This window comes from Saccharothrix sabaoui (genome assembly GCF_051756985.1).
Lineage (GTDB): Bacteria > Actinomycetota > Actinomycetes > Mycobacteriales > Pseudonocardiaceae > Actinosynnema.
On the sequence record NZ_JBPKJK010000226.1, the window covers coordinates 1 to 11,807 of the forward strand.

Genomic DNA, 11,807 nt, shown 5'->3' on the forward strand with positions numbered 1-11,807 from the left:
CGCCCCGGGCCGTTTCCTTGTACTTGTGGTTCATTCCCGCAACGGACTGACCAGCACGAACGACGAGACGAAAGCGGGGAAATGGCAGACACGCCGCGCCATTCGGTCAGCGTCGCCGGAATCGTCGTCAACGACTCAGGACAGGTGCTCGTCATCCGCCGCAGGGACAACGGCCACTGGGAGCCACCGGGTGGAGTGCTCGAACTCGCCGAAACGTTCGAGGAAGGCGTCAGGCGTGAAGTCCTGGAGGAGACCGGCATCTCGATTCAAGTCGAGCACTTGTCCGGCGTCTACAAGAACATGAAGCGCGGCATCGTCGCCTTGGTCTACCGCTGCACCCCACTCGGCACACCCAGTAGCACGACGGACGAAGCCACCGCGGTCCGCTGGGTGACACTGGACGAAGTACGCGAAGCGATGGCACCGGCCTACGCGGTACGGGTCACCGACGCGTTCGAACCCACATCGCACACTCGCGCTCATGACGGCGTGAACCTGCTGTGACCCAACCACGGCCTGTCGACCACGAGGCCGCGTCACCGCCGAGCAAGCGCCGGGTGTTCAAGGTCGCCTTCGACCTGCGGGACGAGAGCGCATCGGAGTTCACGACCGCGCTGTCCACGGAGAGGATGTGGACGGAGAAGACAACCACGCAGGTGGTCGTACAGGTGCGCAGCATCCCGTTCTTCGTTCGGGGTGTGGCCTTCGGCGATACCGTGCGGGTCCGAGCCGATCACGACCGACGAGAACTGGTCTTCGAAGAACTGCTCACGAGGTCTGGACACTCCACCATTCGGATCAGCATTCCCAGCCAAAACGCAGCAGTCCCGGTAGAAGACGCCTTGCAGCGGCTCGGCTGCTCATGGGAGACCATTTCCGCAGGTATGTCGTGGGCCGTTGACGTCCCACCCGAGGTGGACTACTCGTCAGCAAGGACCGCGCTTCTCCTGGTGGTCGCGAAGGCGGGAGCAGTGCTTGAAGAAGCTTCGGTAGCAGCAGGACATCACAGCAACAACGATCGGTAAACCGATCCCACAGCCTGCACATCCCGCCGGGTGGCAAGCGTTGGCACTGCCGAATCCAGCTGTACGGGATCAAGGCGCGCCGGCTGCGGAAGCATGTCCCCAGGCAGTCCTCAGCGGCAGCAGTCGGGACGATCGCGGTCGCGCGGCTGGACCGGGCTGGGCTCGGCGGTCGACTGCCGCGGCGGCTCCGCCGCCTTGCCACCGGGAGTGGTTGTGCCGCAACGAGGACCAGGCCCACGACGCGCGACGGTCCCCACCCCGCGCTACCGAGGTGGGGACCGTCGCGTTCGGACCAAGATCAGGCCGTCTCCAGGCCGTGGGACGTCGGGTACCAGCGAGAACCACCGAGCAACGATGGAAGTCATTCGCGCTGGTCAGACGCCGGTCATCAGCACTCGATGACGTTCACCGCCAGGCCGCCCCGAGCGGTCTCCTTGTACTTGTGGTGCATGTCCTTCCCCGTCTCCCGCATGGTCTTGATGACCTTGTCCAGGGACACGAAGTGCGACCCGTCGCCCCGCAGTGCCATGCGCGCCGCCGTGATGGCCTTGATCGACGCCAGCGCGTTGCGCTCGATGCACGGGATCTGCACGAGCCCGCCGATCGGGTCGCAGGTCAGCCCGAGGTTGTGCTCCATCGCGATCTCGGCCGCGTTCTCGACCTGCTCCGGCGTGCCGCCGAGCACCTCCGCCAGACCGCCGGCGGCCATGGAGCAGGCCGAGCCGACCTCGCCCTGGCAGCCGACCTCGGCGCCGGAGATCGACGCGTTCTCCTTGAACAGCACGCCGATCGCGCCCGCCGTGAGCAGGAACCGCACCACGCCGTCGTCGGACGCGCCCGGCACGAACCTCGCGTAGTAGTGCAGCACCGCGGGCACGATGCCGGCCGCGCCGTTGGTGGGGGCGGTGACGACGCGACCGCCCGCGGCGTTCTCCTCGTTCACCGCCAGCGCGAACAGGGTCACCCAGTCCATCACCCGCAGCGGGTCGGTGGCGTAGTGCTCGGCGGCCAGCCGGGACCTCATCTCGGCCGCCCGCCGCCGCACCTTGAGGCCGCCGGGCAGTTCGCCGGTCTCCGTGCAGCCGTGCTCCACGCACTCCTGCATGACCTGCCAGATGTGGAGCAGGCCGGACCGGATCTCCTCCTCCGACCGCCACGACCGCTCGTTGTCCAGCATCAGGCCGCTGATCGGCAGCCCGGTCTCCCGGGTCCGCGCGAGCAGCTCGTCCCCGCTGCGGAACGGGTGCGCGACCGGCGTGCTGTCCGGCTTGATCCGGTCGGTGCCGGACGCGGTCTCGTCGACCACGAACCCGCCGCCCACCGAGTAGTAGACGGCCGAGTCGACCGGCGACGACCCGGAGAACGCCTCGAAGCGCATCCCGTTGGGGTGCAGCGGCAACGACTTGCGCCGGTGCATGACGAGGTCGGTGTCCTCGGTGAACGCGATCTCGTGGACGCCGCCGAGCCGCAACCGCCCGGTCGCCCGGACCTCCTCGACCCGCGCGGACGCCGCCACCGGGTCGACCTCCTCGGGCTTGTGGCCCTCCAGGCCGAGCAGGACGGCCTTCGGGCTGCCGTGCCCGTGGCCGGTTGCTCCGAGTGACCCGAACAGCTCCACGTGCACTCGGTCGACTGAACTCGTTCGTGCACCCAGGCGGTCCACGAACATCGTCGCCGCGCGCATCGGCCCGACCGTGTGCGAACTCGACGGACCGATGCCCACGGAGAACAGGTCGAACACGCTGATCGCCACGGATCAGCCCTCGGTCAGTTCCGCGTACTTCGCGGCGGTCAGCAGCCCGGTGGCGTCCTCGACGGCCACCTTGAACAGCCAGCCGCCGCCGTACGGGTCGTTGTTGATCAACGACGGGTCGTCGACCGCCGCCGTGTTGACCTCCACGACCTCGCCGCTGACCGGCGCGTACAGGTCGCTCACCGACTTGGTGGACTCCAGCTCGCCGCACACCTCGCCGGACGCGACCCGCGTGCCGACGGCGGGCAGCTCGACGAACACGACGTCGCCCAGCGACTCGGTCGCGTACGAGGTGATCCCGACCGACACGGGCTCCCGGGTGCCCGGCGCCCAGTCGACCCACTCGTGCTCGGGCGTGTACAGCAGGTTCTCCGGAAAGGTCACGTCAGCGCTCCCTGGTGGTGAAGGTCCACCCCCACTCTGTCCTGGGACCTGAGAGCTTCGCCGCGCGCGCGGCTTGCACCGTGGGTGCGCCCCCTCGGACGAGGGTGCGCTTTCCAGAGTCGCCTCACCGCGCGCGGTTCTCGCTGCCTGAGAGTGTGCGGGGGACTTGCTCCTTCGGCGCCTCGAACGAACGAGGTCTCTCCCGCGCGGGTTCCGGCGCCGTCGAGGCGCCGCGGCCGATGTTCAGTTGGGTGACCCGCACGCTAGGTGCCGGCCCGGACGGGTGTCAACGCGCCGCACGACTTGTTCCGCCGGCACAACCGGACCCGTCCTCCTTGGTTCCGCGCGCACGATGACACCGCGCCCCGGGTACCCGACCTTTGGCGAACACGACAGCCGAAGGAGCCCACCGTGCGGATCGCAGTCCCCCGGGAGATCAAGAACCACGAGTACCGCGTCGCGCTGACCCCGGCGGGCGCCCACGAGCTGGCGTCACGCGGTCACGAGGTGTTCGTCGAGGCCGGCGCGGGCCTCGGCTCGGCGATCACGGACGAGGAGTACGCGGCCGCGGGCGCCAAGGTGCTCGCCGGGGCCGACGACGTGTGGTCCGAGGGCGAGCTGGTGCTCAAGGTCAAGGAGCCGGTCGCCGAGGAGTACCCGCGGCTGCGCGAGGGCCAGGTCCTGTTCACCTACCTGCACCTGGCCGCCGACCGGCCGCTGACCGAGGCGCTGCTGGCCTCCGGCACCACGGCCATCGCCTACGAGACCGTGCAGACCCCGAACGGCGCCCTGCCGCTGCTCGCGCCGATGTCCGAGGTCGCGGGTCGCCTCGCGCCGCAGGTGGGCGCGTTCTCGCTGATGAAGCCGTCCGGCGGCCGGGGCGTGCTGCCCGGCGGCGTGCCCGGCGTGCACCCGGCGCGCGTGGTCGTGATCGGCGGCGGCGTGGCGGGCCTGAACGCGGCCGTGATCGCCGCGGGCATGGGCGCGGACGTGGAGATCCTGGACACCAACGTCGACCGGCTGCGACACATCGATGCCCTCTACCAGGGCCGCCTGCGCACCGTCACGTCGAACCGGTACGCGGTCGAGCAGGCCGTGCGCGAGGCCGACCTGGTCATCGGCGCGGTGCTGGTGCCCGGCGCGAAGGCGCCGAAGCTCGTGACCAACGAGCTGGTCGCCGACATGAAGCCCGGTTCGGTGCTGGTGGACATCGCGATCGACCAGGGCGGCTGCTTCGCCGACTCCCGGCCGACCACGCACGCCGACCCGACCTACCAGGTGCACGACTCGGTGTTCTACTGCGTCGCGAACATGCCCGGCGCGGTGCCGCGCACCTCGACCTACGCGCTGACCAACGTGACCCTGCCGCACGCGGTCGCGCTGGCCGACCGGGGCTGGCGGGAGGCGCTGCGCGCGGACGCGTCGCTGGCGCTCGGCCTCAACACCCACGCGGGCCTGCTGACCAACGCGCCGGTGGCCGAGGCGCACGACCTGGCGTTCACCGCGCCCGAGATCTGATCCGGAAAACAGAGGGGGCCCCGCTCACGTGCTGTGAGCGGGGCCCTCGTCGTACGAGGCGGCCCGCTCAACCAGCCTGGGGGTCACTGGGAGCGGGCCGCGTCCCAATGTTAGCGGGGAACCGGGCTCCCTGCCCAGCGGGCCCACCGGTCCGGCCCACATCACACGCCCCGCCGGCCACGCGGAGTTGCCGACGTTCAAGCTAATGAGTGAATTACCCGGGTAACGGGTAAGTCACGACGCCGTGCCGGCCGATGCACAGGACGGGACCCCCGCCGCTACGCAACGGGGTCGTCCGCTCGTGCGGCTCCCCCGCCGCGCCCCACCCCGTCCCCTCGCGATCGGAGTGCCGATGGCCGAACCACAGGGCTGGATCGACTGCCACGACCCCTTCGGGAGGGACCGGTCCATGACCGTCCTCGTCGAGGACGACCGCGTCCTCCTGGTCGCCCCGCCCGGCGAGTCGGCGGTGATGTCGGTCACGCAGACCCGCAGGCTGCACCACCTGCTCGCCCAAGCCGCCGACAGGATGTGAGCGCGTGGACGAGGCGCTCCGGGCCGCCGTGCTGCGCCGGCTGGCCCTGCTCGACGAGGCCGTCGAGCGGGACGAGGCCGACGCGCTGGTGCCGCTCGCCCGGGCCGAGATCCACCGCCTGGCCGACGGTTGGCGGCTGCTGCTGACCCTGCACCAGCCCGATCCGGACGGCCGCTGCGGCGCGTGCCCCGGCGTGCTGCGGCACAAGAAGTGGCCGTGCCAGGTGTGGACGATGGCCCACCAACACCTCATCGGCGAGGGCCTGCCGCACCGGGAACGCCGCCGGCCGCTGCGCCCGCTGCTCCGTTCGCACGACGCGGAGACGACCACCGAGATGCCGGCGGTGGTGTCGAAACCGCGACACGCCCTCCCCGAGTGACCCTCCTAGGGCAGGATGACGCCCGGTAGGAGTATTCCGGGAGGGACGCGTGCACGACGGCAGTGGCCGCATCGTGGTGCAGAACTTGACCAAGCAGTTCGGTCCGGTCGCAGCGGTGCAGAACTTGAGCTTCACGGTGGAACCCGGTTCGGTTACCGGCTTCCTCGGTCCCAACGGCGCGGGCAAGACGACGACGCTGCGCATGCTCCTCGGGCTGGTGACGCCCACGGCGGGCACCGGTCTGATCAACGGCAGGCCGTTCCACCAGCTCGGCAACCCCGGGCGGGTCGTGGGCGCGGTGCTGGAGGCGCAGGGCTTCCACCCCAAGCGCACCGCGCGCAACCACCTGCGCGTGTACGCGGCGGCGATCGGCGTGCCCGACTCGCGCGCCGACCAGGTGCTCCAGCTGGTGGGCCTGGGCGCGGCGGGCGACCGCCGGGCGGGCGGGTTCTCGCTGGGCATGAAGCAGCGGCTGGCACTGGCCACCGCGCTGCTCGGCGACCCGCAGATCCTCGTGCTCGACGAGCCGGCCAACGGCCTCGACCCGGAGGGCATCGCCTGGCTGCGGACGTTCCTCCAGTCGTTCGCCCGCAGCGGTCGGACCGTGCTGATCTCCAGCCACCTGCTGGCCGAGGTCGAGCAGACCGTCGACCAGGTGGTCATCGTCAGCCGGGGCCAGACCATGTACTACGGGCCGCTGGACAACCTGCGCGACCAGCAGCAGGCCCGCGTGCTCGTGCAGCCGTCGGACGCCGCCGGCCTGGTCGCCGCGCTCCGCGAGGACGGCGTGTCGAACATCGAGCAGCTGCCGGACGGCCGGATCGCGGTCAGCGGGGTCGAGGCCAAGCAGGTCGCCGACACCGCGCTGAAGGCGGGCGTGTCGATCTACGGCATCCAGGAGGAGAAGGCGGACCTGGAACGCCTGTTCTTCCAGCTCACCAACGGTCAGTACGCCGCGCCGGGCCAGGACCAGTACGGCCAGAACCCCTACGGGCAGCCACAGCAGGGTTACGGGCAGCCCCAGCAGCCGTACGGCCAGCCGCAGCAGGGCTACGGCCAACCCGGGTACGGCCAGCCGGGGTACGGGCAGCCGGGCTACGGCCAACCCGGGTACGGCCAGCCGGGCTACGGCCAGCCGACGCCGCCCGGCGGCAGCGGCTACTACGCCCCGCCGCCCGGCTACCAGCAGCAACCCGGGCAGCAGACGCCGCCGCAGGGGTACCAGCAGCCCGGGCAGCAGCAACCACCTCAGGGGTACCAGCAGCCACCGCAGGACAACCCGTACGGACAGCAGCAGGGTGGCGGCCTGGGGGGCGGTGCGTGATGGGTGACCTGATCAAGGCGGAGTTCCGCAAGACGACCACCACGGGCCTGTGGTGGGGCCTGCTGATCCCGACCGTGCTGCTGGCGCTGGGCTGGGCGCTCGGCACGGGCGCCATCGGCAAGGGCATCATGGACGTCGTCAGCAGCGACGAGGCCGAGGACCTGACCAGGCTGCTCGGGGTGGACCCGGCGCAGTGGCAGGTCTCGCTGTTCGGCATGGCCCGCAGCATCAACGTGGCCACCATCTTCCCGATGATCTTCGGCGGCCTGGCGATCTCCGGCGAGATCAACCGCAGGACGATCACCACGACGTTCCTCACCGCGCCCACCCGGGTCGCGGCGCTGAGCGCGAAGCTGATCGTCTACGTCGCGTGGGGCGCGATCTACGGCGTCGCGATCGTGGCCGCCGTGAGCATCGGCATCGTGATCACCTCGGACTCCGGCGCGCTGCCGGACCCGGCGGGCTGGCTGGCGCTGGCCGGCGTGGGCATCCTGGCCTCGATCCTGATGACGATGTTCGGCGTGGGCGTCGGCGCGCTGATGACGAGCGTCGTGGGCACCACCGTGGTGCTGATCCTCTACATGCTGATCATCGAGAACGGCATCCAGCTCGTGCTGGCCTCGCAGAACCTGCCGGAGCTGATCGGCTTCCTGCCCAACGGCGCGGTGAACGGCATGACCGGCTCGGTCGCGTCCTCGCTGTTCCTGGCGAACGCGGGCGTGGTGCCGGACGAGCTGGTCGACGTGCTGCGGACCATCGCGGGCGGGCTCGGCGCGTTCGACTGGTGGCTGAGCGGGTTGATCTTCCTGGTCTGGACCGGCCTGTTCTTCCTGGGCGGGTGGGCCTCGACCCAGCGCAAGGACATCACGTGATGTGACGCACTCCTGGAGGCCGTCCCGGTTCGTCGGGGCGGCCTCCGTTCTTTTCGGGGGTCGACGAGGGCGTTTCCCTTGTTGCACCGCTCCGCAGGCGTCGAAGCGGACCGCTCGCCACTGCGCACACCAATCCAAGAGCACCGGCGGGTGAAGATCAGCGCAACCGCGGGCGCGCTGCCTCGGCGCCTGCGGAGCAGTGCACCGCCCGCGGGCCGGCCGGCGGGACCGAAGGTGGGCGGTCCGCGTCATCGCACTCATGTCGGTGGTCCGACCTAATCTGGTGGGCGTGACCAACACCGACGGCTGGATCAGGCGACTCGCCCGCGCGTGCTGGCAGCACCGCTCCCTCGTGGTGTGGTCGGTGCTGGCCGCCGTCGTGGGCGTGGGGCTCCAGGCCGCCGGGCCGCTGCTGATCAAGGCCGCCGTGGACGACGCGGTGGCCGGGCGCACCGACCGCCTCACCTGGCTCGCGGTGGTGCTGGTCGGGTTGGAGTTGCTCACCTTCGGCACCGCGTTCGTGCGCCGCTACCTGGGCGGCAAGCTGGCCGTGGACGTGCAGCACGACCTGCGGCAGGCCGTGTTCGGCGCGGTGCAGCGGTTGGACGGGCCGAAGCAGGACGCGTTGCGCACCGGGCAGGTGGTGTCGCGCTCGATCACCGACCTCCAGCTGGTCAACAGCCTGCTGTCGATGACACCGCTGGCGTTCGGCACGGTCGTGTTCGCGGTTGCCGCGCTGGTGGCGATGTTCTGGCTGTCGCCGTTGCTCACGGTGATCGCCCTGGTGGTCGTGCCCGCCGTAGGGGTGGTCGCGGCGCGCAGCAGGCTGACGTTGTTCCCGGCCACGTGGTCGGCCCAGCAGCGGGCCGCCGACGTGGCGCAGCACGTCGAGGAGACGGTCACCGGCGTGCGCGTGGTGAAGGGCTTCGGGCAGGAGGCGCGCGAGGTCTCCCGGCTGGAGTCGCGGGCGAAGGTGCTGTTCGCGGAGCGGATGCGGGCGGCCCGGTTGACCTCGAAGCCGTCCGCGACGCTGACCGCCCTCCCCTACCTGGGGCAGGTGGCGGTGCTCGCGCTGGGCGGCTGGCTGGCGCTGCGCGGCGAGGTGTCGCTCGGCACGTTCCTGGCGTTCGCGACGTACGTGGCGAACCTGGTCGGCCCGACCCGGCTGCTGTCGAGCCTGATGGTGACGGCGCAGCTGGCGCGCGCGGGCGTGGAGCGGGTGTACGAGCTGATCGACTCGCAGCCGGACGTGGTCGACGGCGGGCGCGACGTGCCGGCCGGGCCGGTGGGCGTGGAGCTGCGGGACGTGTCGTTCGGGTACACGCGCAGCGAGCCGGTGCTGTCCGGGGTGTCGCTGCGGGTCGAGCCGGGCGAGACGCTGGCCGTGGTCGGCACGGCGGGGTCCGGCAAGTCGACGATCTCGCTGCTGCTGCCCCGGTTCTACGACGTGCACGGGGGCTCGGTGACCGTGGGCGGCGTGGACGTGCGGGAGCTGCGGCTGGAGTCGCTGCGGCGGACCGTGGGCACGGTGTTCGAGGAGGCGTTCCTGTTCTCCGACTCGGTGCGCGCGAACATCGCCTACGGCGTGCCCGACGCGTCGGACGAGCAGGTGGAGGCGGCGGCGCGGGCGGCCGAGGCGCACGGGTTCATCGCGGCCCTGCCGAACGGCTACGACACCGCGGTCGGCGAGCGCGGCCTGACCCTGTCCGGTGGTCAGCGGCAGCGGGTGGCGCTGGCCAGGGCGCTGCTGTCGGACCCCCGCGTGCTGGTGATGGACGACGCGACGTCGGCCGTGGACACCGCGACCGAGGCCGCGATCCACCGCACGCTGGCCGCGGTGACGGCCGGGCGCACCACGGTGCTGGTGGCGCACCGCCGGTCGTCGCTGGCGCTGGCCGACCGGATCGCCGTGCTCGACGCGGGCCGCGTGGTCGACGTGGGCACGCACGAGGAGCTGACCGCCCGCTGCCGGCTGTACCGCGACCTGCTGGCGGGTCCCGGCGAGGCGATCGAGCAGGTCGACCCGAGGGCCGACGCGCGGCTGGAGCCCGGACCGGACGGCGTGACGCCGGAGCTGTGGCCGGGTTCCGACGAGGACGAGCTGACCGTGCGGGCGGCGAACCGGTCGGTGAGCGCGGAGCCGGGGGTGGCCCGCGGCGGTGGCGGCACGTCGGCGCTGCTGGGCGGCACCCCGCCGACGCCGGAGCTGGTCGAGCGCGTCCGGTCGCTGCCGCCCGCGCTGGACGAGCCGGACCTGCGCGGCGAGGACCCGAGCGCCCCCGACCCCGGTTTCCGGCTGCGCACGCTGCTGCGCCCGGTCCGGTGGGCGATGGTGGGCGTCGCCGGCCTGCTGCTGGTGGACACGGCCCTGTCGGTGGCGCTGCCCGGCCTGGTGCGGCTGGGCGTGGACCGGGGCGTGGTGGGCGGCGCGGTCGGCTGGCTGTGGCTGGCGGCGGCGATCGGGTTCGTCCTGGTCGCCCTGGGCTGGGTGTCGTCGGCGATCGGCACGGTCGTCACGTCGCGGGTCGGCGAGCGCCTGCTCTACCTGCTGCGCGTGCGCAGCTACGCCCACCTGCAACGGCTCGGCCTGGACTACTACGAGCGCGAGATGGCCGGGCGGATCATGACCCGGATGACGACGGACGTGGACGCGCTGTCGAGCTTCCTCCAGACGGGCCTGACCACGTTCGCGATCAGCGTGCTGACCGTGGGGGGCATCGCGGTGGCGCTGACCCTGACCGACCCGGGGCTGGCGCTGGTGGCGCTGAGCGTGCTGCCGGTGCTGCTGGTCGCCACGGTGGTGTTCCAGCGGTTGTCGTCGCGGGCCTACGCCGAGGCGCGGGAACGCGTCAGCGCGGTCAACGCCGACCTCCAGGAGAACGTCTCCGGCCTGCGCGTCTCCCAGGCGTACACGCGCGAGGCGCGGTCGGCGGAGGCGTTCGCCGAGCGCAGCGACGCCTACCGGCGGTCCCGCATCCGGGCGCAGCGCTACATCGCCACCTACTTCCCGTTCCTGGCCCTGCTGTCCGGGGTGGCGCAGGCGGCGGTCCTGGTGGTCGGGGCGTACCGGGTGGCCGACGGCACGCTGTCGGCGGGCGTGCTGCTGGCGTTCGTGCTGTACCTGGGGTTGTTCTTCGCGCCGCTGTACCAGCTGTCGGGCGTGTTCGACGGCTACCAGCAGGCGCGGGTCGGCCTGAGCCGCATCGGGGACCTGCTGCGCACGCCCACGTCCGTGCCGCCCGCGGAGCACCCGGTGGGCGTGGCGGAGCTGCGGGGCGAGGTGGAGCTGCGCGACGTCACGTTCGCCTACCAGGGCACCTCCGCGCCGGCGTTGGAGGGCGTGTCGCTGCACGTCGCGCCGGGCGAGACGGTCGCCCTGGTGGGTGCGACGGGCGCGGGCAAGTCGACGCTGGTCAAGCTGGTGGCGAGGTTCTACGACGTGACGTCCGGGCAGGTGCTGATCGACGGCGTGGACGTGCGCGACTACGACCTGTCGGCGCTGCGGCAGCGGTTGGGCGTGGTGCCGCAGGAGGCGCACCTGTTCGGCGGGGACGTGGCCGAGAACGTCGCGTACGGCGACCCGGGCGCCTCGCGCGCGCAGGTCGAGGCGGCGGTGCGCGCGGTGGGCGCCCTGCCGACCGTGGCGTCGCTGCCGCACGCCTTCCACCAGCAGGTCGGCGAACGCGGGCAGGGCCTGTCGGCGGGTCAGCGGCAGCTGGTCGCGCTGGCGCGCGCCGAGCTGGTCCAGCCGGCGCTGCTGCTGCTGGACGAGGCCACCGCCGCCCTGGACCCGGCCACCGAGTCGGCGGTCCTGGCGGCGGGCGACCACCTGGCGGGCGCGCGCACGACGTTCGTGGTGGCGCACCGCCTGGCGACCGCCGCCCGTGCCGACCGGATCGTGGTGCTGGCCGGCGGGCGGGTCGTCGAGGTGGGCACGCACGCCGAGCTGCTGGCGGCGGGCGGCCACTACGCGCGGCTGTGGGCGCACGGGCTGGGCGAGGCGGTGCCGGACGACAG

10 protein-coding genes and 1 riboswitch are annotated in these 11,807 nt (G+C 72.0%); of the genes, 8 read left to right on the forward strand and 2 right to left on the reverse strand.

Annotated elements, in window-relative coordinates; all coding sequences use genetic code 11:
- Positions 1 to 504: NUDIX hydrolase (locus tag ACR807_RS38540; RefSeq protein ID WP_438926468.1), on the forward strand; the 504-nt coding region annotated here is incomplete at its 5' end.
- Positions 505 to 557: 53 nt separating this feature from the next.
- The gene (locus ACR807_RS38545; RefSeq protein WP_438926469.1) at positions 558 to 1,025 is read left to right on the forward strand and encodes a DUF4265 domain-containing protein; all 468 of its coding nucleotides are present in this window, start codon (positions 558 to 560) and stop codon (positions 1,023 to 1,025) included.
- 388 nt (positions 1,026 to 1,413) lie between these two features.
- On the opposite strand, the gene ACR807_RS38550 is transcribed toward ACR807_RS38545, so the two are convergent.
- Positions 1,414 to 2,778, reverse strand: a complete 1,365-nt coding sequence (locus ACR807_RS38550; RefSeq protein ID WP_438926470.1) for an L-serine ammonia-lyase — start codon at positions 2,776 to 2,778, stop codon at positions 1,414 to 1,416.
- Between the two features lie 3 nt (positions 2,779 to 2,781).
- Complete coding sequence (gcvH, locus tag ACR807_RS38555; protein ID WP_438926471.1) at positions 2,782 to 3,162, reverse strand: glycine cleavage system protein GcvH; 381 nt, start codon at positions 3,160 to 3,162, stop codon at positions 2,782 to 2,784.
- A 124-nt stretch (positions 3,163 to 3,286) separates the two neighbouring features.
- A riboswitch (glycine riboswitch) is annotated at positions 3,287 to 3,377 on the reverse strand.
- A gap of 196 nt (positions 3,378 to 3,573) precedes the next feature.
- Here gcvH and ald point away from each other — a divergent pair.
- The 6 genes from ald to ACR807_RS38585 form a co-directional block, all read left to right on the forward strand.
- Positions 3,574 to 4,680 carry an alanine dehydrogenase gene (ald, locus tag ACR807_RS38560; RefSeq protein ID WP_438926472.1) on the forward strand — a complete coding sequence of 369 codons (1,107 nt, stop codon included), beginning with the start codon at positions 3,574 to 3,576 and terminating at the stop codon, positions 4,678 to 4,680.
- 352 nt (positions 4,681 to 5,032) lie between these two features.
- A complete protein-coding gene (locus tag ACR807_RS38565; protein ID WP_438926473.1) occupies positions 5,033 to 5,215 on the forward strand; it encodes a hypothetical protein in 183 nt (60 codons plus the stop codon).
- Between the two features lie 4 nt (positions 5,216 to 5,219).
- Positions 5,220 to 5,594 carry a hypothetical protein gene (locus tag ACR807_RS38570; RefSeq protein WP_438926474.1) on the forward strand — a complete coding sequence of 125 codons (375 nt, stop codon included), beginning with the start codon at positions 5,220 to 5,222 and terminating at the stop codon, positions 5,592 to 5,594.
- Between the two features lie 49 nt (positions 5,595 to 5,643).
- Positions 5,644 to 6,918, forward strand: a complete 1,275-nt coding sequence (locus ACR807_RS38575; protein ID WP_438926475.1) for an ABC transporter ATP-binding protein — start codon at positions 5,644 to 5,646, stop codon at positions 6,916 to 6,918.
- A complete protein-coding gene (locus tag ACR807_RS38580; RefSeq protein WP_438926476.1) occupies positions 6,918 to 7,790 on the forward strand; it encodes an ABC-2 transporter permease in 873 nt (290 codons plus the stop codon). Before ACR807_RS38575 ends, ACR807_RS38580 begins: the two co-directional genes overlap by 1 nt.
- Positions 7,791 to 8,049: 259 nt before the next feature.
- A partial coding sequence (locus tag ACR807_RS38585; RefSeq protein ID WP_438926477.1) for an ABC transporter ATP-binding protein occupies positions 8,050 to 11,807 on the forward strand: 3,758 nt, incomplete at its 3' end.

Coding starts and splice junctions, on each gene's coding strand:
- ACR807_RS38580 (WP_438926476.1), top strand. CDS start 6,918: ATGGGTGACCTGATCAAGGCGGAGTTCCGCAAGACGACCACCACGGGC.
- ACR807_RS38565 (WP_438926473.1), top strand. CDS start 5,033: ATGGCCGAACCACAGGGCTGGATCGACTGCCACGACCCCTTCGGGAGG.